The organism is Terrabacter ginsenosidimutans, assembly GCF_039539425.1.
GTDB classification, from domain to species: Bacteria; Actinomycetota; Actinomycetes; order Actinomycetales; family Dermatophilaceae; genus Terrabacter; species Terrabacter ginsenosidimutans.
Genome location: NZ_BAABDC010000001.1, coordinates 430,567 through 452,263, shown reverse-complemented (window position 1 = coordinate 452,263; position 21,697 = coordinate 430,567). Strand labels below are relative to the sequence as shown.

General features: G+C 72.0%; 20 protein-coding genes. 15 read left to right on the top strand and 5 right to left on the bottom strand.

The features are described 5' to 3' along the window. The first annotated feature begins 56 nt into the window (after window positions 1-56). Window positions 57-1,841, top strand: coding sequence for a lysine--tRNA ligase (lysS, locus tag ABD831_RS02220; RefSeq protein WP_344940880.1), 1,785 nt, complete (start codon window positions 57-59; stop codon window positions 1,839-1,841). A 102-nt stretch (window positions 1,842-1,943) separates the two neighbouring features. Here the strand turns inward: lysS and ABD831_RS02215 are convergent, their stop codons facing one another. Together ABD831_RS02215 and ABD831_RS02210 are read right to left on the bottom strand one after the other, a co-directional pair. Continuing rightward, window positions 1,944-3,527 (bottom strand): M4 family metallopeptidase, encoded by a 1,584-nt coding sequence (locus ABD831_RS02215; protein ID WP_344940877.1) that lies wholly within the window; start codon window positions 3,525-3,527, stop codon window positions 1,944-1,946. A gap of 520 nt (window positions 3,528-4,047) precedes the next feature. Continuing rightward, complete coding sequence (locus tag ABD831_RS02210) at window positions 4,048-6,333, bottom strand: HelD family protein (RefSeq protein WP_344940874.1); 2,286 nt, start codon at window positions 6,331-6,333, stop codon at window positions 4,048-4,050. Between the two features lie 128 nt (window positions 6,334-6,461). On the opposite strand from ABD831_RS02210, the gene ABD831_RS02205 reads away from it, so the two are divergent. The 4 genes from ABD831_RS02205 to ABD831_RS02190 are packed head-to-tail and all read left to right on the top strand — an operon-like array spanning window position 6,462 to window position 10,022. Next, entirely contained in the window at window positions 6,462-7,100 is a 639-nt protein-coding gene (locus tag ABD831_RS02205) for a GNAT family N-acetyltransferase (protein ID WP_344940871.1), read from the top strand. Between the two features lie 10 nt (window positions 7,101-7,110). Then, a complete protein-coding gene (gene purD, locus ABD831_RS02200; protein ID WP_344940868.1) occupies window positions 7,111-8,388 on the top strand; it encodes a phosphoribosylamine--glycine ligase in 1,278 nt (425 codons plus the stop codon). Window positions 8,389-8,424: 36 nt separating this feature from the next. After that, window positions 8,425-9,060, top strand: coding sequence for an RNA polymerase sigma factor (locus ABD831_RS02195; RefSeq protein WP_344940865.1), 636 nt, complete (start codon window positions 8,425-8,427; stop codon window positions 9,058-9,060). Window positions 9,061-9,116: 56 nt separating this feature from the next. Further along, window positions 9,117-10,022, top strand: a complete 906-nt coding sequence (locus tag ABD831_RS02190) for a phosphoribosylaminoimidazolesuccinocarboxamide synthase (protein ID WP_344942999.1) — start codon at window positions 9,117-9,119, stop codon at window positions 10,020-10,022. Window positions 10,023-10,065: 43 nt separating this feature from the next. On the opposite strand, the gene ABD831_RS02185 is transcribed toward ABD831_RS02190, so the two are convergent. Further along, window positions 10,066-11,223 (bottom strand): acyltransferase family protein, encoded by a 1,158-nt coding sequence (locus tag ABD831_RS02185; protein ID WP_344940862.1) that lies wholly within the window; start codon window positions 11,221-11,223, stop codon window positions 10,066-10,068. Between the two features lie 137 nt (window positions 11,224-11,360). Here ABD831_RS02185 and ABD831_RS02180 point away from each other — a divergent pair, with 137 nt between their 5' ends. From ABD831_RS02180 to purL, 4 genes are all read left to right on the top strand, one after another. After that, on the top strand, window positions 11,361-11,990 hold the full coding sequence (locus ABD831_RS02180) for an LURP-one-related family protein (RefSeq protein WP_344940859.1): 630 nt from the start codon (window positions 11,361-11,363) through the stop codon (window positions 11,988-11,990). Window positions 11,991-12,084: 94 nt separating this feature from the next. Further along, a complete protein-coding gene (gene purS, locus ABD831_RS02175; protein ID WP_344940856.1) occupies window positions 12,085-12,366 on the top strand; it encodes a phosphoribosylformylglycinamidine synthase subunit PurS in 282 nt (93 codons plus the stop codon). Next, the gene (gene purQ / locus ABD831_RS02170; RefSeq protein WP_344940853.1) at window positions 12,363-13,058 is read left to right on the top strand and encodes a phosphoribosylformylglycinamidine synthase subunit PurQ; all 696 of its coding nucleotides are present in this window, start codon (window positions 12,363-12,365) and stop codon (window positions 13,056-13,058) included. The genes purS and purQ overlap by 4 nt, the downstream gene beginning before the upstream one ends. After that, window positions 13,055-15,373: a phosphoribosylformylglycinamidine synthase subunit PurL gene (gene purL, locus ABD831_RS02165; protein WP_344940850.1), complete on the top strand. Its 2,319-nt coding sequence runs from the start codon at window positions 13,055-13,057 to the stop codon at window positions 15,371-15,373. Before purQ ends, purL begins: the two co-directional genes overlap by 4 nt. 12 nt (window positions 15,374-15,385) lie before the next feature. Here the strand turns inward: purL and ABD831_RS02160 are convergent, their stop codons facing one another. After that, the gene (locus ABD831_RS02160; protein ID WP_344940847.1) at window positions 15,386-16,210 is read right to left on the bottom strand and encodes a spermidine synthase; all 825 of its coding nucleotides are present in this window, start codon (window positions 16,208-16,210) and stop codon (window positions 15,386-15,388) included. A gap of 24 nt (window positions 16,211-16,234) precedes the next feature. After that, complete coding sequence (locus ABD831_RS02155) at window positions 16,235-16,660, bottom strand: VOC family protein (RefSeq protein ID WP_344940844.1); 426 nt, start codon at window positions 16,658-16,660, stop codon at window positions 16,235-16,237. 88 nt (window positions 16,661-16,748) lie between these two features. On the opposite strand from ABD831_RS02155, the gene ABD831_RS02150 reads away from it, so the two are divergent. Genes ABD831_RS02150 through purF form a run of 6 tightly spaced genes read left to right on the top strand, consistent with a single transcriptional unit; the run spans window position 16,749 to window position 21,682 of the window. After that, on the top strand, window positions 16,749-17,630 hold the full coding sequence (locus ABD831_RS02150) for an LLM class flavin-dependent oxidoreductase (RefSeq protein WP_344940841.1): 882 nt from the start codon (window positions 16,749-16,751) through the stop codon (window positions 17,628-17,630). Window positions 17,631-17,681: 51 nt separating this feature from the next. Next, window positions 17,682-18,062 carry a sterol carrier family protein gene (locus ABD831_RS02145; RefSeq protein WP_344940837.1) on the top strand — a complete coding sequence of 127 codons (381 nt, stop codon included), beginning with the start codon at window positions 17,682-17,684 and terminating at the stop codon, window positions 18,060-18,062. Then, window positions 18,059-18,343 (top strand): hypothetical protein, encoded by a 285-nt coding sequence (locus tag ABD831_RS02140; protein WP_344940834.1) that lies wholly within the window; start codon window positions 18,059-18,061, stop codon window positions 18,341-18,343. Before ABD831_RS02145 ends, ABD831_RS02140 begins: the two co-directional genes overlap by 4 nt. After that, on the top strand, window positions 18,340-19,518 hold the full coding sequence (locus ABD831_RS02135) for a CaiB/BaiF CoA transferase family protein (protein ID WP_344940831.1): 1,179 nt from the start codon (window positions 18,340-18,342) through the stop codon (window positions 19,516-19,518). Before ABD831_RS02140 ends, ABD831_RS02135 begins: the two co-directional genes overlap by 4 nt. Then, a complete protein-coding gene (gene thpR, locus ABD831_RS02130) occupies window positions 19,515-20,093 on the top strand; it encodes an RNA 2',3'-cyclic phosphodiesterase (protein WP_344940828.1) in 579 nt (192 codons plus the stop codon). Before ABD831_RS02135 ends, thpR begins: the two co-directional genes overlap by 4 nt. 26 nt (window positions 20,094-20,119) lie before the next feature. Beyond that, window positions 20,120-21,682: an amidophosphoribosyltransferase gene (purF, locus tag ABD831_RS02125; protein ID WP_344940825.1), complete on the top strand. Its 1,563-nt coding sequence runs from the start codon at window positions 20,120-20,122 to the stop codon at window positions 21,680-21,682. Window positions 21,683-21,697 lie beyond the last annotated feature (15 nt).

Genomic DNA, 21,697 nt, shown 5'->3' with positions numbered 1-21,697 from the left:
GTTCCGTGTCACGCCAGCACACGGCATACGAAAGCATCTGTAGCTGAAGGAAACCCATGACTGAAGAGGTCACCCCGCTCGACTGGGTCACGCGTCTCGCCGACGACGTGATCGCCGAGGCGCAGGAGCGCAACCCCGGCGAGACGATCGTCTGCGCGTCGGGCATCAGTCCGTCCGGCCCGATCCACCTCGGCAACTTCCGCGAGCTCATCACGCCGCACCTCGTCGCCGACGAGATCAAGCGGCGCGGCATCGACTGCGAGCACATCCTCAGCTGGGATGACTTCGACCGTTTCCGTCGGGTGCCGAAGAACCTTGCGGGAGTGGACGACTCGTGGGAGCAGTACATCGGTATGCCGTTGACCGCGGTACCGCCGCCCGCCGGGTCGGCGCACACGAGCTGGGCCGACCACTTCAAGGCGCCGCTCATCGAGGCCATGGAGGCCACCGGCATCGAGGTTCGCCAGATCAGCCAGACCGAGCAGTACCGCGCGGGCGTCTACCGCGACCAGGTGCTGCTCGCGATGCGTGAGCGCTTCGCCATCGACAAGGTGCTCGACCAGTACCGCACGCTCGAGGCCGTCGAGGCGGCGCGCCAGAAGTCGACCGGCAAGGGCAAGGGCAGCCAGCAGCAGCAGCAGAAGGCGTCCAAGCTCACGGACGAGCAGGCTGCCGCCGCGACCGAGGCTGAGCGCGGGTCGGGCGCCGCGTCCGAGGACGACGGCAGCGAGGGCAAGGCGGGCTACTACCCGTTCAAGCCGTTCTGCAGCTCGTGCGGCACCGACTTCACGACCGTCACGGCCTACGACGACGACAGCCACGAGCTGACCTACGACTGCACGCGGTGCGGTCACAGCGAGACCGTCGACCTCGACACCTTCACCAACGGCAAGCTCGTGTGGAAGGTCGACTGGCCGATGCGCTGGGGGCACGAGCACGTGATGTTCGAGCCCTCCGGCGTCGACCACCAGAGCCCGGGCAGCAGCTTCGTCGTCGGCAAGGACCTCGCCCCGATCTTCGGCTGGGAGCGGCCCGTCGGCCCGATGTATGCCTTCGTCGGGATCGCCGGCATGGCGAAGATGAGCTCGAGCAAGGGCGGTGTGCCGATCCCGACCGACGCGCTCGAGGTCATGGAGGCGCCGGTGCTGCGCTGGCTCTACGCCCGCCGCCGGCCGAACCAGAGCTTCGACGTGGCCTTCGGCCCCGAGCTGCAGCGCCTCTACGACGAGTGGGATGCCTTGAACCGCAAGGTCGCCGACGGCTCTGCCCAGGCCGGTGACCTCGCGGCGCACCTGCGTGCCACGTCGACGGCGTCCGGTCCGCTGCCCACCACGCGGCGCCCGATGCCGTTCCGCACCATCGCCTCGGTCATCGACGTCACGCAGGGCGACGAGGAGCAGGCGGTCCGCATCCTCAGCGAGCTCGAGCCCGACAACCCGGTCGGCTCGACCGACGACCTGCGCCCGCGCCTCGACTGCGCCGAGCGCTGGATGCTCGGCTACGTGCCGGCCGAGGACCGCACCGTCGTGCGCACGGAGCCCGACGCGGAGCTGCTCGGCAGCCTCGACGAGCAGCAGCAGGAGTCGCTGCGCCTGCTCGTCGACGGCCTCGAGCGGCACTGGTCGCTCGACGGCCTGACGCACCTCGTCTACGGCGTGCCCAAGGTCCAGCGCGGCATCGACCCCGAGGCCAAGGTCAAGGACCCGGAGCTGTCGGCGGCCCAGCGCGCGTTCTTCGTGCTCGTCTACCGGCTGCTCGTCGGCAAGGACACCGGCCCGCGCCTGCCGACCCTGCTCCTCGCCGTGGGCGCAGAGCGGGTCCGCACCCTCGTCGGCCACTGACCTCCGGGACACTCCCTCGACGGGGAAGGCCCCGACCACGTCCGTGGTCGGGGCCTCCTCGTCCGCCGTGGGCTGAGCCCGGCAGGTCGTGAGCGGTCCTCGTCAGTTGACGCCGACGGCGGACCAGGCCGTCGCGGTCGCGGCGTACTGCGCGCTGCCGGCGCCGTAGAGATCGGTCGCGGCCGAGAGCATGCCGGCGCGGGCACCGGCGTAGCTCGTCGACGAGGTCCAGTACGTCGTCAGGGCGCGGTACCAGATCCTGGCGGCCGCGTCGCGACCGATTCCGGTGACCGTGGAGCCGTTGCACGTCGGGCTGTTGTAGCTGACGCCGTTGAGCGTCTTCGCACCGCTGCCCTCGGACAGCAGGTAGAAGAGGTGGTTGCCGACGCCCGAGGAGTAGTGGACGTCGAGCGTGCCGACGCTCTTGCTCCAGCAGTTCGCCGACGCGCCGTCCTTGCTCGGCTGGTCCATGTAGCGCAGCGGCTTGGCGTTGCCGAGGGCGAAGCGCTCACCGATGAGGTAGTCGCCGGGGTCGCCTGCCGTGGCGGCCGTGAACTCGACCATCGTGCCCATGACGTCGGAGGTCGACTCGTTGAGACCACCGGACTCGCGGCGGTAGGCCAGGCCGGCCGTGGCGGAGGTGACGCCGTGGGTCATCTCGTGGCCGGCGACGTCGAGCGAGACGAGCGGGCCGTAGCTGACGCCGTCACCGTCGCCGTAGCGCATGCAGAAGCACGTGTCGCTCCACGAGGCGTTGACCCAGTTCGTGCCGACGTGCACGAGGCTGCGCGCGCCCTTGCCGTCGTTCTTGATCCCGTTGCGGCCGAAGGTGTTCTTGTAGAAGTCCCACGTCGCGCCCACGCCGAAGTCGGCGTCCACGGCGGCCGTCTGGCGGTTGCTGTTCGAGCCGGTGCCCCACGCGTTGTCGGCGTCCGTGAAGAGCGTCCCGGTGGTCGACGAGGTCGAGCCGTTGTTGCCGTCCTCGGTGCGGGCCCCGCCGCGGGTGCCGTCGACGAGCTGCCACTGACCGCCGGACGGCGTGGTCTGCAGGGTGACGGTGCCCAGGTAGAGGCTGTTGCCCGTCCCTGCGTCGTTGATCTCGGTCGCCCAGTGGTCGACGACGGCACCCGAACGGGCGTCGACGAAGACCGCCGTGCCGGCGGGCTCGCCGTGGGCGCCGACACCGTCGACCTGCGTCTTCCAGACGAGGCGCGCAGGTCCGTCCATCGCGTAGACGGCGAGGGTGGGCCTGCTCGTGCTGACGGTGAAGTCGACACTGCGTGCCGCGGTGGAGGCAGCCGCCGCGGGAGCCACGGTCGGTGTCGTCGAGGCGACGCGGACCGAGGTGGAGGCGGCGTTGACGCCCTTCCAGGCGCCTGCCTTGTCGGTGTGGACGACGAGGTCCCCACCCACGACGGGCAGGCCCTTGAACGTGCGGTCCAGGCGCACGTGCGTCGTGCCGTCCTGGTCCGTGGCGACGCTGCGGGTCGTGAGGCTCTGGTCCTGGTCGAAGCCGAAGGCCGCACCGTGGGCCCTCGCGGCTGCGATCGCCGCGCCGGCCCGGTCGCTGCCGGCTCCCGAGGCGGACTGGGTGGCTGCCTGCGCACCGCTCGTGGCGATCGTCGCAAGCGCGGTGGCGGCGATCGCTGCGGTGGCGACCGTCGTCGTGACGAAGCTCTTCTTCAAGGCGTTCTCCTGGCTACCGAGGTGCCCCCGAGGGCGGTCGGATGACCGATTCGTCACACTTGTCGGTTGCGAGGTGTCGCACCAGAGAGGCGGGACAATGTTTGCCGCCGCTTGAACAAAGTTTTAAGAATCGTCGAAGGTTTCGCCCAGACTTCCTCACAGGAGTCACGACGACCTGCACGGTGCGGGGGCCGTCTCGACCCCGGGCATGAAAACGGGCGAGGGGCGAGATGCAGGGGGGTTGCATCTCGTCCCTCGCCCGGAGCGATGTCCACTTTTTTGGGGGGGTGGGACCTCGCCGGACGTCAAGGGTCTCAGGGGGGAGGAGACGGCGGGGAGGGTGGTGTCGCGCTCCTTGACGTTGGAGTAATCATCCCTCCCGTTCGAGGGTGAGTCGATGGTTCGAAGAATCCTTGAACAAGTCTTTACCTTGCTGAAAGCCGGCCGAACCGACCCCTCCCCACGCTCGCGACGTGAGGCCCGACACCGCCGCCGGCTCGGGGTCCGGCCGGGTCGCGGATCAGGCCAGGACGGTCATCCGGTGCGCCGCTCGCGTCAGGGCGACGTAGAGCACGCGGACCCCGCCCGGCGACTCGCGGGTGATCTCGTCGGGGTCGACGACGACGGTGGCGTCGTACTCGAGCCCCTTCGTGGACATGGGGTCGATGACCTGGACGCGCCCCCCGCCGAGGTCTGCCACCGGAGCGAGCCGCGCGGCGTGGGTCGACGGCGTGATGACGGCGATCGCCCCCTCGACCTGGGCGAGCAGCGACTCGACCGCCTCCCGGACCGAGGTGAGGGGGTCGGGCCCGAGCGGTCCCTCCACCGGCTCGATGCCCGTCTCGCGCACCGCCTGCGGGATGTCGGCGTCGGGCACCTGACGGCGCACGACGTCGGCGGCGTAGTCGAAGATCTCCCGCGCGTTGCGGTAGTTGGTGTCCATGTGGAAGAGCTGGCGTGCCTGCGAGCCGAACGCCTCCTCGCGCGCAGCGGTGGCCTCGGCGGCGTCGGGCCACGACGCCTGGGCGGCGTCCCCGACGACGGTCCACGACGCATACCGCCCTCGACGGCCGATCATGCGCCACTGCATGGGGGAGAGGTCCTGGGCCTCGTCGACGAGGACGTGGGCGTACTCGTCCGGCTTGCCGACGCGTCCGGCGAGGAGCTTCTCGCGCGGGTCGGTCAGCACGAGCGGCGCGCCCGCGTCGCGAGCGGCGCTGACCACCGGCTGCACCTCCGTGACGCCGTACTGGCTGAGGTCCTCGAGCTCCTCGATCTCGTAGAAACCGCGCTCCTCCTTGGGCGCCTCCTGCACCGGTCCGACCCGTGCCGTGACGTCGTCGATGAGGGCGACGTCGGCCACCGACCACGTGCCGGTCTCGACAGCGAGGCGGAACGAGGCGGCGAGGGGCTCGATCTCGTCGTCGCGCAGGGTGCCGCGCGCGTGGCGGCGCACGAGCTCGGGGTCACCGAGCCAGAGCAGCACCTCGCGCGGGTCGACCTGCGGCCACCAGACCTGCATGAAGGCCTCGACGTCGAGGTGGTCCTCCCACTTGTCGAGGAACTCGGCCTTGGCCTCGCGGTCCCCGGTGATGCCGAGCGAGGCCCAGGCGACCTCGCCGAGAGCGTCCTGGGCGGCGGCGGTGGCGGTGTTGCGCTGGTGCTGGCGCAGCACCTGGGAGCGGACGCGGTCGAGGTCGCGGGCCTCGAGCCGGACGGCCCGACCGGCGACCATGGCCCGGAACTCGGTCGGCGTCCCGGGCACCCGACCGCGGGCAGCGGCCCCGAGCAGGGTCCGGATGCGGGTCGAGCCCTTGGTGCGCGCGACCGCGGGGGAGTCGAGGCGCTCGGTGTGCACGACGTCGAGGACGTCGCCGAGGGCGCGGAGGATGACGCTGTCCTCACCGAGCGAGGGCAGCACGCGCTCGATGTAGGCCGTGTAGGCGCCGGAGGGGCCGACGACGAGGATGCCGCCCGACTCGAAGCGGCGCCGGTCGGAGTAGAGCAGGAAGGCCGCGCGGTGCAGCGCGACGACGGTCTTGCCGGTGCCGGGACCGCCCGTGATCTCGGTGATGCCGCGGGCACTGGCGCGGATCGCCTCGTCCTGGTGCGCCTGGATCGTGGCGACGATGTCGCGCATGACCCCGCCACGGCTGCGGGTCAGGGCCGCCATGAGCGCACCGTCGCCGACGACGACGAGGTCGTCGGGCGCCTCGGGGACCATGAGGTCGTCCTCGATGCCGATGACGGTGGTGCCCCGGCTGCGCAGCACACGACGGCGGAGCACCCCCATCGGCTGGGTCGGCGTGGCCCGGTAGAAGGCGGATGCCGCCGGCGCGCGCCAGTCGATGACGAGCGGCTCGTAGTCGTCGTCGCGGACGCCCAGGCGCCCGATGTAGCGGACCTCGCGGTCGCCACCCGAACCACCCGAACCGTCCGAACCACCCGAACCGCCCGGGCCGTCCGAACCGTCGGCACGACGGTGGCCGTTGCCGCTGGACGCGTCGGCGCGCAGCATCGCGTGGTCGATGTCGAGCCGGCCGAAGACGAGGCCTTCGTACTGCGTGTCGAGCGCCGTGCGCCGCTTGGCCGCGTGGAACATCAGGGCGTCGCGCTCGAAGAGGGCGGCGCCCTCGGCGTCGCCGACCTCGACCTGACGGCCGAACTGGCTACGGGCGAGCCCCTCGGCCTGGACGCTGTCGGCGCGCACGCCGGCCTTCTCCAGCTCCTCGTGGACCCGGTCGACGTGCGCCTGCTCGACGGCGATCTCGCGGGCGAGTTCGTCGGGGATGCTCTTGGTCGACACCGGAGACGCGCCCCGCGAACCGGGCGCGCTGCTCCGCTGTGACGATGCGTTCGAAGTGCTCACTGACATCCATGGGCTCTGAGGGGCGCCTCGGGCGGCGCGGGAACCATCAAGTCTACTGTCACTTCATGCTCACCGAGGCCTGTGTCCCGCCAACCGGCGCGCCGCTCGTCGGCCGCTTCGTCCGGCTCGACGTCACGACCCCTGCCGACGCCGCCGGACTGTTCGACGTCTACTCCGACCCCCGGTGCTACGAGCAGGGTTTCGCGATGATGCGTCCACACCGGACCCTCGCCGAGACCGAGGCGCTCGTCGCGGCCGCGGTCGCGGCCCGCTCGGCCGACGGGACGGGCCGGACGGCATACACGATCAGGCTCGTCGCCGACGGCGACCTCGGCCCGGCGGGCACCGTCGTCGGCTCGAGCTCGCTCGGCGACGTCGACACCGGACGCGAGCACGTGCACCTCGGGTGGACGATGTACGGCTCCCGGTGGTGGGGCACGCAGGTCAACCCGGAAGCCAAGTTCCTGCTCCTGGCGCACGCGTTCGAGACGTGCGGCTTCGGCCGGGTGAAGATCCAGACCGACGTCGTCAACGCGCGATCGCGAGCTGCCATCCTCAAGCTGGGCGCGGTCTTCGAGGGGGTCACCCGCCGCGACGTGCGCCGGCCCGACGGGACGTGGCGCGACACGGCGGTCCACTCGATCCTCGTGGACGAGTGGCCCACGGTCCGGGCACGCCTCCTCGCTCGCCTCGACGCCCCCTAGGCTGAGCGCCGTGAAGGTCCTCGTGCTCGGCTCCGGCGCCCGTGAACATGCACTCGTCAAGGCCGTCGCGGCCGATCCAGAGGTCGACGCGGTCATCGCCGCGCCCGGCAACCCGGGGATCGACGCGACCGCCCTCTGCGTGCCCGTCGACATCCTCGACGGGGCTGCCGTCGCCGCGCTCGCGCGCGAGCACGAGGTCGACCTGGTCGTCGTGGGTCCGGAGGCCCCGCTCGTCGCCGGTGTCGCGGACGTATGCCGTGAGGCCGGGTTCGCCGTCTTCGGCCCGTCCGCGGCGGCCGCCCGTCTCGAGGGCAGCAAGTCCTTCGCCAAGGAGGTCATGGCTGCGGCCGACGTGCCGACCGCGCTGGCCCACGTCTGCACGACGATGGGCGAGGTCGAGGCGGCGCTGGACGCGCTCGGGGCGCCCCACGTCGTCAAGGACGACGGCCTCGCGGCGGGCAAGGGCGTCGTCGTCACGGACTCGCGGGAGTTGGCCGTGGAGCACGCGAAGGCCTGCCTCGCCAAGCCCGACGGCCGCCTGGTCGTCGAGGAGTTCCTCGACGGGCCCGAGGTGTCCGTCTTCTGCATCAGCGACGGCGAGACCGTCGTCGCCCTGTCCCCGGCCCAGGACTTCAAGCGCGTCGCAGACGACGACGCGGGCCCCAACACCGGCGGCATGGGTGCCTACTCGCCGCTGGACTGGGCTCCGGCCGGCCTTGCGGACGACATCGTGACGCGGGTGGCGCAGCCGACGATCGACGAGATGCGCCGCCGTGGAGCTCCTTTCGTCGGAGTGCTCTACGTCGGTCTCGCCCTGACCTCGCGCGGGCCGAAGGTCATCGAGTTCAACGCGCGCTTCGGCGACCCCGACGGCCAGGCGTCCCTGGCCCGCCTCGAGACACCCGTCGCGCAGCTGCTTCTCGCCGCCGCCACGGGTGGCCTCGCCGAGTTCGGCCGGCTCCGCTGGTCGGACGACCACGCGGTCGTCGTCGTGGTCGCCTCGGCGGGCTACCCGGCGGCCCCCCGCACGGGTGACCCGATCACGGGGCTCGACGCCGCGACCGAGGTGCCCGGCGTCGTGGTGCTGCACGCCGGCACCGCCCTCGACGGCAGCGGCGCGCTGGTCTCGGCCGGGGGGCGGGTGCTCGACGTCGTCGCGGTCGCACCGTCGCTCGAGAAGGCCAGGCAGGCGGCCTACGACGCCGTCGCCGTCATCGAGCTCGACGGGTCGCACCACCGCACCGACATCGCACTGCGCGCCGAGCGCGGGGAGATCATCGCCGGCTGAGGCGAACCGATGGGCCCCAGCCGGACTCTTCCTGGCATGAGCACCATGACGGCGTTCCGAGGAGGCCCGGTGACCGAGCGCGGCGGAGTCCCCGACGACCGCGCGCTGTGGTCCCGGCTGGCCGGGGCGGACGATGCGGCGCTGACGGAGCTGTACCGCCGGCACTGCGACGCCGTCTACAACTTCGCGTTCCGGCGCACGGCGTCCTGGGCGGCTGCGGAGGACGTCGTGCAGGCCACCTTCACCGCCGTCTGGCGACGGGCGCGCAGCGGCACGGTGGACCAGCTTCGGGCCGAGACGGCGCGCGCCGTGCTGCTCGTCATGGCGGGCCAGGAGTGTGCCAACGCGGCGCGCGCAGCTCGGCGGCTCCGGCTCCTGCACGGTCGCATCGAGGCGGACGCCGGCAGCGCGGTCTCGGCCGACCATGCCGGCTCCACGGCGGCGCGCGTCGACGACGAGCGGCAGATGAGCGAGGTGCACCTCGCCCTGAAGCGCATCCCCGCGGTGCAGCGCGAGGCGATCGAGCTGGTCCTCTGGTCGCACTGCTCCATCGCCGAGGCGGCCGGCGCGCTCGGCGTCTCGGAGGGGACCGTGAAGTCCCGCCTCCACCGGGCTCGCCGGAGCCTCACCGACGTGATCGAGATCGATGCCCTCAAGGAGGCCCTGACATGAACCTGCCCACTCCCCCCGAACGCGCGCTGCCCGATCGTCTGAGGAGGTGGCAGGCTGTGCGCGTGACCGACCTACCGCTTGAACTGCCGGGCTACGAGCACGTCTACTCCGGCAAGGTGCGCGACCTCTACGCGCCGCTCGACACCGAGGGCGAGGTCGTGCCCGACCAGCTGCTCCTCGTGGCCTCGAACCGGCTCTCCGCCTACGACTGGATGATGTCGCCCGAGATCCCCGACAAGGGAGCCGTGCTGACCCGGCTGTCGCTCTGGTGGTTCGACCAGCTCTCGGACCTCGTGCCCAACCACGTCGTCTCGACCGACGTGCCCGACGCCGTCGCCGGGCGGGCGGTGCTCGTGCGCAAGCTCGACATGCTCAAGGTCGAGGCCATCGCCCGCGCCTACCTCACCGGCGGCGGCCTCGAGGAGTACCGCGAGAAGGGCTCCGTCTCGGGCGTCGCCCTCCCCGAGGGACTCGTCGACGGGTCGAGGCTGCCCGAGCCGGTCTTCACGCCGACGACCAAGGCGCCCGTGGGGGAGCACGACCTGCCGATGTCTCCCGACGAGGTCGAGGCCGAGCTCGGAACCGACGTCGCCGCCGAGGTGTCCCGGCTGACCCGAGCGATCCTCGCGCGGGGCAACGAGATCGCCGCCGAGCGCGGCATCCTCATCGCCGACACGAAGGTCGAGTTCGGGGTCGCGCCCGACGGCTCCAGGGGCCTCGTCCTCGCCGACGAGGTCCTGACACCGGACTCGTCGCGCTTCTGGCCGGCCGAGCTGTGGGAGCCCGGGCACCCCCAGCCGTCCTACGACAAGCAGTTCGTCCGCGACTGGCTCACCTCCGCCGAGTCCGGGTGGGACCGCAGGGCCGGCGGCCCCCCGCCCGAGCTGCCCGGGCACGTCGTCGACCAGACCAGGGCGAAGTACGTCGAGGCCTACGAGCGCCTCACCGGCGAGAGCTTCTGACGACAGGGCGCCGCGGCCCCCGTCGGCTCGTGGCCCGCGGGGCTCAGACGATCCGCGACACGCCTGGCAGTCTCGTCAGGACCCAGCCGATGGCGAAGGACACGACGATCCCGAGCGAGGCGACGGTCAGGTAGGAGACCTCCGGGGTGGCGCCGACCTGACGAGAGGCGAGCACCAGGGCGACGAGCACGCCCTGGTGCACGAGGAAGGCCGCGAAGGCCGAGCGCGCGAGCTGCCGCCCGAGAGGCCCCTGGCGATCGAAGCGCCGTTCGAAGAGGTCGACGACCCAAAGGGACGCGGTCGTGATGAGGACGCCCTCGATCACGGCGAGCAGGCCGGACTGCCACGTCACACCGCCGAGGTAGACCTGCATGTCGTAGCCGAGAGGCCCACTCGACGCGATCACCACCACCACCAATAGGACGGTCGTCCAGCAGATCCACCGCACGCGTCGTGCCAGGCCCGCCTCGAGGGGCAGCCAGTGCCGCTCGGCGGCCAGGACGCCGATGACGAAGCCGGCCAGCCAGCCCGGCGCCTGGCCGACCGCCAGGTGCCAGCGCTCCTCGCCCAGAGGCACCCCGAGTCGGATGACCCACGAGGTGAGGGCGACGAGCGCAGCGATGACGAAGAGGTGCCGCAGCCGCAGGGGCCGTGCACCCGACGGGCGACGGGGTGCGGCCCAGCGAATCCCGGCATAGCCGACGGAGACGACGAAGAGCACGCCGAGGAACCAGGTCGGCCCTGGTGCGGGCGGCCACAGCACGTGCGGCACGAACTCCCGGAAGCCCTGCGGCCAACCGGCGTTGTCGGGGTCGACGAACTCGATCCAGGGACTGAACAGGACGATGAACGCGGCCATCGGCACGAGGAGCCGGACGGCGCGGTCGCCCACGAAGCGTCGCAGCCCCTTGCGCTCGAGCGAGCGAGGGGTGAAGTAGCCGGCGACGAGGAAGAAGAGGGGCAGGCCGAACAGCGTGACGACGGCGGTGACCAGGGTCAGCAGGGTCAGGAGGGGCTCACGCACCGGTGGCTCGTCGAAGACCCAGGTGCCCAGACCCGTCCACGCCATCGTCGCGTGGGCCGCGATGACGCCGGCGACGAGCACGACCTTGAGGTTGTCGGCCCACGCCGTGCGCGCCGGCCGATGGGCCTGACGCGGTGCAGGTTCGAGCCCAGGTCGCGTTCCTCGGATGTCGGTCATGGCGCACCCCCTCTCAGGAACGCGCGGACCACGGCAGCGGGCAAGAGGCGAAGGTCCCGGCACCCGCGTCGGACGCGCGTTCCCGACGTGACGGCATACGCCAGGGGTCACCGGGCGGGCTGTGTCACGCTGGTCGAATGACCGAACCCGTCGCCGACGCCGTCTCCGACGCGCCCGCCGAGCGCTACCTGCTCCGGCAGAAGCTGACCATGATGGTCAACCGCTACGAGATCGTGCGGCAGGACGAGTCGGGCGCCGAGCTCGGGCTGCTGTGCTTCGCCGAGCAGAAGCGGATGGCTGCGAAGGAGCAGGTCACCTTCTTCACCGACTCGGTTAAGGCTCACCCGCTCTTCGGCTTCAAGGCCCGCAGACGGCTCGACCTGGGCTCCACCTACGACGTCGTCGACAGCCACGGCCGGCCGATCGGGTGGTTCAAGAAGCACTTCAAGGCCTCGCTCGTCAGCTCCACCTGGACGCTCGGGCTTCCCGACGGGCGCGAGTTCGTCGGCACCGAGCGCAACGTCAAGGTCGCCGTCGCCCGGCGGCTGTGGGAGATCGTGCCCGTCATCGGCGACATCCCGGGGCCCTTCGTCTACCACTTCGACTTCGTCGCCCCCGACGGCTCGGTCGCGCTCGACTCGACGAAGCGGGCCGGCATCAAGGACGTCTACCAGGTGACGCTCCCGGCGCTCCCCGACGGCAAGCCGATCGACTGGCGGGTCGGCATGGCCATGGCCGTGGCCCTGGACGCGCTCCAGTCCCGCTGAGACGTTGTCGGGCGCCCGCGCGACGCCCGATAGACTCGGGCCGTCCCTCGGGACGCCCACCATCACCCATCCAGCGCAGGGAGAAACACCACTGATGGGAAGCATCGTCGTCGACGTCATGCTCAAGCCCGAGATCCTCGACCCCCAGGGACAGGCTGTCGCCGGCGCCCTGCCGCGGCTCGGGTTCGACGGTTTCACCGACGTCCGCCAGGGCAAGCGCTTCGTGCTCACCGTCGACGGTGACGTCACGGACGAGCACCTCACCGCAGCCCGCGAGGCCGCTGAGAAGCTCCTCTCCAACCCCGTCATCGAGGACGTCGTCGCCGTGCGCGTGCTCGATGAGGGCGCGGGCGAGTCGGAGGACGACGAGCAGTGAAGGTCGGCGTCGTCACGTTCCCCGGTTCCCTCGACGACCGTGACGCAGCGCGCGCCGTCCGCGAGTGCGGCGGCGAGGCCGTCCCGCTCTGGCACGGCGACGCAGACCTCCGCGGCGTCGACGCGGTCATCCTCCCCGGTGGGTTCTCCTACGGCGACTACCTCCGCTGCGGCGCGATCGCCCGCTTCGCGCCGGTCATGGACGCGCTCGTGCCCGCGGCCCAGGGCGGACTGCCCGTCCTCGGGATCTGCAACGGCTTCCAGGTGCTGACCGAGAGCCACCTGCTGCCGGGCGCTCTCATCCGCAACGACCACCGCAAGTTCAACTGCGTGGACCAGCGGCTCGTCGTCGAGAACGCGTCGACGGCCTGGACGTCGGACTTCGAGGCAGGCCAGGAGATCACGATCGTCCTCAAGAACGGCGAGGGCGGCTTCGTCGCCGACGAGAAGACCCTCGACGTGCTCGAAGGCGAGGGACGGGTCGTCTTCCGCTACGTCCCCGACGCCGAGGGCCGCAACCCCAACGGCTCCTACCGCCACATCGCCGGCATCACCAACGAGCGCGGCAACGTCGTCGGGCTGATGCCGCACCCCGAGCACGCGGTCGAGGAGGGCTACGGCCCGAGCCTCGACGGCCGCGGCTTCTTCACCTCGATCATCAAGCAGACCCTCGAGAGCGCAGCCACCGCATGAGCGACACCCAGACCGCCACGCCGGCGCCGGCGGCGCCCCTCCTCGACACCGTCGAGCACGCCGCGACGACGCCCGATGTCGAGCAGCCCTGGGCTGAGCTCGGCCTCAAGCCCGACGAGTACGCCAACATCCGCGAGATCATCGGCCGGCGCCCGACCATCGCCGAGCTCGCGATGTACTCCGTCATGTGGAGCGAGCACTGCTCCTACAAGTCGAGCAAGATCCACTTCAAGCTGTGGGGCGAGAACACCACCGACGAGATGCGCGAGAAGCTCCTCGTCGGCATCGGGGAGAACGCCGGCGTCGTCGACATCGGCGACGGCTGGGCCGTGACCTTCAAGGTCGAGTCCCACAACCACCCGAGCTACGTCGAGCCCTACCAGGGGGCCGCGACCGGCGTGGGCGGCATCATCCGCGACATCATGTCGATGGGTGCCCGTCCGATCGCCGTGATGGACCCGCTCCGCTTCGGCAACCTGCACCACCCGGACACCCAGCGCGTCCTGCCGGGCGTCGTCGCGGGTGTCGGCGGCTACGGCAACTGCATCGGCCTGCCGAACATCGGCGGCGAGGTCGTCTTCGACGACTGCTACCAGGGCAACCCGCTCGTCAACGCCCTCTGCGTCGGCGCGATGCGCATCGAGGACATCCACCTCGCCAAGGCGTCCGGCGTCGGCAACAAGGTCATCCTCTTCGGCGCCCGCACCGGCGGTGACGGCATCGGCGGTGTCTCGGTGCTCGCGTCCGAGACCTTCGACGAGGGTGGCCCGACGAAGCGGCCCGCCGTCCAGGTCGGCGACCCGTTCGCCGAGAAGGTCCTCATCGAGTGCTGCCTCGACCTCTATGCCGCCGGTGTCGTCGACGGCATCCAGGACCTCGGCGGTGCCGGGCTCTCCTGCGCGACGAGCGAGCTCGCCTCCAACGGTGACGGTGGCATGCAGGTCGAGCTCGACCTCGTCCCACTCCGCGACGCGAGCCTGCAGCCGCAGGAGATCCTCATGTCCGAGTCGCAGGAACGCATGATGGCCGTCGTCGAGCCGAAGCACCTCGAGCAGTTCATGGCGATCACCGACAAGTGGGACGTCGAGGCCACGGTCATCGGCGAGGTCACCGACGGCGAGCACCTCGTCATCACCTGGCACGGTGAGACCATCGTCGACGTGCCGCCGCGCTCGGTCGCCCACGAGGGCCCGACCTACGACCGCCCGCTGGCGCGGCCGGCCTACCTCGACGGCCTCAACGCCGCGGGCACGGCCGAGCTGGCCAAGCCGCAGACGGGCGATGAGATCCGAGCCCAGCTGCTGACGCTGATCGGCTCGCCCAACCTCTGCGACAAGTCGTGGATCACCGACCAGTACGACCGCTACGTCCTCGGCAACACCGCGCTGGCGCAGCCCGACGACTCGGGAGTCGTGCGCGTCGACGAGGAGACGGGGCGCGGGGTCGCGATCTCGACCGACTGCAACAGCCGTTTCACCAAGCTCGACCCGTACACCGGTGCGCAGCTCGCGCTGGCCGAGGCCTACCGCAACGTGTCGACCGCGGGGGCTGCACCGCTCGCCGTCACCGACTGCCTCAACTTCGGCTCGCCCGAGGACCCCGGCGTCATGTGGCAGTTCCGCGAGTCGATCCGCGGCATCGCCGAGGGCTGCAAGGTCCTCGGCATCCCGGTCACGGGCGGCAACGTCTCGTTCTACAACCAGACCGGCGACGTCGCGATCCACCCGACGCCGGTCATCGGCGTGCTCGGCGTCATGGACGACGTGTCCAAGCGCTCCGGCTCCGGCTTCCGCAGCGACGACGCGCACGTCTACCTCCTCGGCACGACCCGCGACGAGCTGGACGGCTCCGAGTGGGCGCACGTCGTGCACAAGCACCTCGGCGGCCTGCCGCCGAAGGTCGACCTTGCCGCCGAGCAGGCGCTCGGTCACGTCCTCGTCGAAGCGGCCCGGGGTGGCCTCGTCGAGGCTGCGCACGACCTCTCGGAGGGCGGCCTCGCGATCGCGCTCGCCGAGGCGTGCATGCGTCACGGTGTCGGCGTGACCGTCGACGGTCTCGACCAGGTCGGCGTGGACGCCGAGGGCGACCCCCTCGACGCCTTCACGGCGCTCTTCTCCGAGTCGAGCGCGCGTGCCCTCGTCGCCGTGCCCGCCGGCCACGCGGCCGAGTTCGAGGCGCTGCTCGGCGACGTGCCGCACGCTCGCATCGGGGTCACGGGCGGTCGCGACCTCGACGTCGTCGGGCACTTCTCCGTGTCGGTCGCCGAGCTCAGGTCGGCGCACGAGTTCACCCTGCCGGCGGTCTTCGGCGGCTGAGACCCAGCAGGCTCAGCGAGCCCGCCACTTCCCGGCCTCGGGAGGTGGCGGGCTCTGCACTCCCTGGTCCGCGAACGGCTTTGCGCCGGCGAGCAGTCGGGCCAGGGCAGAGCCGTCCCGCATCCCGGTGGGGAGGTTGGCGCGGGCGACCTCGCGACGCAGCGCGTCGACCGGCAGCGGCGAGGCACTGGCGAGGAGCACCGAGTTGCCGAACCGTCGACCCTTGAGCACCTCGTGGGTGGCGATGACCGCGACGTGCGGCAGCGAGGTGGCCACCGTCGCGACCACCCTTGCGACCCAACGCATCCCGGGCTCGTCGGCGAGGTTCCAGAGCGCGAGACCCGTCGGCTTGAGCACCCGTGCGACCTCGTGGGCGTATGCCGTCCCGACGAGCTCTGCGGGCACGCGACCTCCCGCGTAGGCGTCGGTCACGACGACGTCGGCCGAGTTCTCCTTGAGGGCTCGTACGCCCTTGAGCCCGTCGACCGGACGGACGCGGATGCGGTGGCGCCGGGGGAGCGGGACCTCGCGGCGCACGAGGTCGGTCAGGGCCTCGTCCGGCTCGAGCACGATCTGCGGCGAGCCCGGCCGGGTCGCCTCGACCCAGCGGGGCAGGGTGAGGCCGGCGCCGCCGACGTGCGTGACCCCGAGAGGTCCGGGCGGCAGGGCGTCGACGGCGAGGGCGAGGTGCTGGACGTACTCGAAGACGAGCAGCGTCGGGTCATCGGGCTGCACGTGGGACTGCGGCGACCCGTCCATGTGCACCGTGACGCCGCCGCGCTCGTCCCACTCGAGCGAGACGTGGTCAGCGGCGTCGGCGCGTTGGTCTGGCGTCACCGGGCCAGCGTAGGAGGCGGCGGGTCAGGACCCCATCGCGGTGGTGCCGTCGGACAGGACCGGTGAGATGAGGCCGAAGACGTTGCCGTCGGGGTCGTGGAGGTAGGCGAGCCGCCCGACGCCGGGCATGTCGGCCGGCGCGAGGGCCTCTGAGCCGCCGAGCTCGAGGCCCTTGGCGTAGGTGCCGTCGACGTCGTCGACCGCGACCACGATGTTCGCGCCGTTGACGGGCCCGCCCGTCGCGGGCCTGTCGCCCTGGCGCTGGGTCAGGCCGCCGTTGATGCCGTGCCCGGCGGCGCCCTGTCTGCCTGCCTCCTCGCCGGTGTCGATGGCCCAGTAGGGCATGTCGCCGAACTGCTGGAAGGACCAGCCGAGCAGCCGGCCGTAGAAGTCGGCGAGGATCGCGGGGTCCGAGCCGTGGATCTCGAAGTGGACGACGAGGTTGGACATGACGGCTCCTTCGACGGGTTCGGGTGGTCCTCTCCGACGCTACGACCCGACACCCCCGACGACAACGGTCCGGGACTACCGTCGGGGCATGCGATTCGGCCTGACGATCCTGCCCGAGCACCCGTGGTCCGAGGCGGCGCCGATGTGGCGCCAGGCCGAGCAGATGGGTTTCGACCACGCGTGGACCTTCGATCACGTGACCTGGGGCGGCCTGCCCGAGTCACCGTGGTTCGCTGCGGTGCCGACGCTCGCCGCGGCGGCCGCCGTCACCGAGCGCATCGGGCTGGGCACCTTCGTGTCGTCGCCGAACAACCACCACCCGGTGCAGCTCATGCGTGAGGTGCTGGCGCTCGACGACATCTCCGGCGGCCGCTTCCTGCTCGGCATCGGCAGCGGCGGCGACATCGACGCGCGGATCATGGGCGAGGACCTGACGCTGCAGGACCGGGTCGCCCGCTTCCACGAGTTCACCGCGCTGCTCGACCGCCTGCTCTCCGACGACCACGTCAGTGCCGAAGGGCGTTTCTACGCCGCCCGTGACGTGCGCACCCTGCCCGGCCCCGTGCGCGGCGGCGACACGGGCAACCGGGTGCCGCTCGTCGTCGCCGCCAACGGCCCGAAGTCGATCCGCCTCGCCGTCGAGCGCGGCGACGGGTGGATGACCTACGGCGGCAACGCCGACACCGACGAGGAGTGGTGGGCCCTCGTGGCGGGTCACAGCCGACGCGTCGACGACGCGCTCGGCGCCTCGGGCCGGGCGGGCGCCGGCTTCGCCCGCTACCTCAACCTCGACTCGGCGCCGACCTTCTCGCTGACGAGCGCTGCCGTCTTCGAGGACGCCGCGGGGCGTGCCGCGGAGCTCGGGTTCACCGACGTCATCACGCACTGGCCCCGCCCCGCCGGGCCGTTCGAGGGCTCGCGCGACGTCCTCGACGAGGTCGTCGCCGACGTCATCCCACGCCTGCGCTGAGCGAGCGGCCCGTTGGCGGCGCCGTCGCCGGGCGCCGATAACCTGCGAGGTATGCCGCCACGCCGTCGTACCCCTGTCGCCGAGGGACACTCCGCCCTCCTGGCGTGCCGCGCGGCCGACTGGGCGGCCGACCGCCGCACGACTGCCACCGCCGTGCGCTACACGCTCGAGGAGCTCGCGACCGTCGCACCGGGCCGCACGGTCGAGGTGCGCGTACCGCCGCACGGGGCCGTCCAGTGCATCGAGGGCCCGGTCCACACCCGCGGCACCCCGCCCAACGTCATCGAGACCGACGCGGCGACGTGGCTGCGCCTCGCCGTCGGCGACCTCACCTGGGAGGCCGCCACCGGTGCGGCGCTCGTGCGGGCCAGCGGTCAGCGCGCGCACCTCGACGGACTCCTCCCGCTCACCTCGCTTAGGCTTGACCCGTGACCCAGCCCTCGCCGACCACGCCGCCGAACCTGCCGTCGAACGTCCAGCCGGGCACGCGCCCGGAGCGGCCCCGCATCCCGAACTTCAAGCGCTTCCTCATCACCGGCGCCGTCCTCGGTTTCATCGTGGGCGCCGCGATCTCGATCCTGGGCGACGAGGTGCAGGGCTACACGACCACCACCGGCGCGCTCTACATCGGCGCCCTCGGAGCCTTCCTCGGCACCGGCGTGGCAGGTGTGATCGGGATCCTGCTCGACCGGTCCGGTCGCGACCAGCCGTGACCCCGCCGGTCGGCGAGGGCCCGACCGGTCCGCTGGCCGGCATCCGCGTCGTCGAGCTCGCCGGCATCGGCCCCGCGCCCTTCGCGGCGATGCTCCTGGCCGACCTCGGGGCCGACGTCGTCCGGATCGACCGGCCCGGGGAGGCGTCGCTCCCGGTGCCGCTGCCGCCCGAGGCCGACCTGCTCAGGCGTGGTCGCCCTTCCGTCTCGCTCGACCTCAAGCACCCCGACGGGCTCGAGACCGCGCTCGCCCTCGTCGAACGCGCCGACGTGCTCGTCGAGGGCTACCGCCCCGGCGTGGCCGAGCGACTCGGTCTGGGCCCGGACGCCTGCCACGCCCGCAACCCGCGGCTCGTCTACGGCCGGATGACCGGCTGGGGACAGGATGGCCCGCTGTCCCGGGCCGCGGGTCACGACATCGGCTATGTCGCCGTCACCGGCGCCCTGCACGCCATCGGCCGCGCGGACGGACCGCCCCAGGTCCCGGTCAACCTCGTCGGCGACTTCGGTGGCGGCGCGCTCTACCTCGTCGTGGGTGTGCTCGCAGCCCTCCTCGAGGCCCGCACGAGCGGTCGTGGCCAGGTCGTCGACGCCGCGATCGTCGACGGGACGGCCCACCTGTCCTCGCTGGTCATGGGGCTCGTGTCAGCGGGCCTCTGGTCGGACCGTCGTGGCACCAACCTGCTCGACACCGGCGCCCCGTTCTACGACGTGTACGAGACGAGCGACGGGGGTTGGCTCGCGGTCGGCCCGCTCGAGCCGGCCTTCTACGCCGAGCTGCTGCGCCTGCTCGACCTCACCGACACCGCGCCCGACCGGCTCGACCCCAGCCAGTGGCCGGACCTGCGCGACCTGCTCGCCGAGACGTTCCGCACCCGGACCCGCGCTGAGTGGTGCGCCGTCCTCGAAGGCACCGACGCCTGCGTCGCGCCGGTCCTCAGCTACGCGGAGGCGCCCGCTCACCCGCACCTCGCCGCGCGCGGCACCTACGTCGAGCACCACGGCATCGTCCAGCCCGCGCCGGCACCCCGCTTCTCCCGCACTCCGGCCGCTCTCGGCGCCCCACCCTCCGCGCCGGGTGCCGGCACCCGCGCGGCCCTCGCCGCGTGGGGGATCGACGACGTCGACGCCCTCCTCGGCTCGGGTGCCGCGTCCGCGCCCTCCGACGTGCCATGAGGCTCTTCGTCGCCGTCGTCCCTCCCGACGACGTGCTCGACGACCTCGAGGAGCACCTCGAGCCGAGGCGCGAGGCCGGTCCCGAGATCCGGTGGACCGACCGTAACCAGTGGCACATCACGCTCGCCTTCCTCGGCGACGTGCCGGAGCGTCGCCTCGACGACCTGACCGAGGCGCTCGCCCGCTCCGCCGCGCGCCGGGACCCGCTCGTGCTGCGCCTCGCCGGGGCCGGCGCCTTTCCCAGCCCGTATGCCGCCCGCATCCTCTGGGCCGGCGTCGAGCAGGTGCGCGGTGACCTCGGGGCGGTGGCGGACGGCATACGCCATGCCTCGAACAAGGTGGGCGCGACGCCGGACGGCACCCGCTTCTCCCCGCACGTCACCCTGGGCCGCTTCCACCGGCCCACCGAGGCGACCCGGTGGATCCGGGCGCTGGACGCGTGGGAGGGGCCCGCCTGGCGGGTGGAGCAGCTCGCCCTCGTCGAGTCCCACCTGGGCGAGGGGCGTGGGCGCCGCCCCCGCTACGAGGTGCTCGCCGAGCTGCCCCTGCGCCTGCGGCCACCGCGGACGGACTGACCACACCGGTGTGGGAGACTGGCCGGGTGGCACGTGGCGACGGTCGTTTGAACCATGACCTCATCCCCGGCGAGAAGGGCCCGCAGGACGCCTGCGGGGTCTTCGGCGTCTGGGCTCCTGGGGAGGACGTCGCCAAGCTGACGTACTTCGGGCTCTACGCGCTGCAGCACCGCGGTCAGGAGTCGGCCGGCATCGCGACCGGCGACGGCGAGAAGATCCTCGTCTACAAGGACATGGGCCTCGTGTCGCAGGTCTTCGACGAGACCGCGCTCAGCTCGCTCCGCGGCCACATCGCGATCGGCCACACGCGCTACTCCACGACCGGCGGCTCGACGTGGGAGAACGCGCAGCCGACGCTCGGTGGCGCCGGTGGCCGCACCCTCGCGCTCGCCCACAACGGCAACCTCATCAACACGGTCGAGCTCAAGGCCCTCGTCGACGAGCACTTCGGCGGCGCCCGCATCACCGGTGAGCTGGCCCGTGGCAACACGTCCGACACCGCGCTCGTCACGACGCTCCTCGCGGCCGACGAGGACCGCACCCCCGAGCAGGTCGCGCTCGAGCTGCTGCCCAAGCTCAAGGGCGCCTTCTCCTTCGTCTTCATGGACGAGACGACGCTGTATGCCGCCCGCGACCCGTGGGGCGTGCGTCCCCTCGCGCTCGGCCGTCTCGAGCGCGGCTGGGTCGTCGCGTCCGAGACCGCAGCCCTGCAGACGATCGGCGCGGCCGTCATCCGCGAGGTCGAGCCCGGCGAGCTCATCGTCATCGACGAGGACGGCCTGCGCTCGCACAAGTTCGCGGCGCCCCAGCCCAAGGGCTGCGTCTTCGAGTACGTCTACCTCGCCCGCCCCGACGCCGTCATCCGCGGACGCGTCGTGCACGAGGCCCGCGTCGAGATGGGCCGCGTCCTCGCGCGCGAGCACCCCGTCGACGCCGACCTCGTCATCGGGGTGCCGGAGTCGGGCGTGCCTGCGGCTGTTGGGTATTCGCAGGAGAGCGGGATCCCGTTCGGCCAGGGTTTCGTCAAGAACGCCTACGTCGGACGCACCTTCATCCAGCCGTCCCAGACGCTGCGCCAGCTCGGCATCCGGCTCAAGCTCAACCCGCTCGAGCACACGATCCGCGGCAAGCGCCTCGTCGTCGTCGACGACTCGATCGTGCGCGGCAACACCCAGCGCGCCCAGATCCGGATGCTCCGCGAGTCGGGTGCGGCCGAGATCCATGTGCGCATCAGCTCGCCGCCCGTCCAGTGGCCGTGCTTCTACGGCATCGACTTCGCGACGCGAGCCGAGCTCATCGCGACCGGCCTGGGGGTCGAGGAGATCCGGGCCTCGATCGGCGCCGACTCCCTCGGCTACATCTCCGAGGAGGGCATGGTCGGCGCGACCAACCAGCCCGCCGACGAGCTGTGCTCCGCCTGCTTCACGGGCCGCTACCCGATCGAGCTTCCTGAGGACGGCCTCATCGGCAAGCACGTCCTCGAGACCCTGCCGCTCACCGTCCGCACCGGCCACGACCGCTCGGTCGACGTCGAGGGCGTCAGCCTCGGAGTCGGCCTCGGCGGCGCGAACGCCCTCCAGCACCCGTAGGTCCGCTGGCGGGTC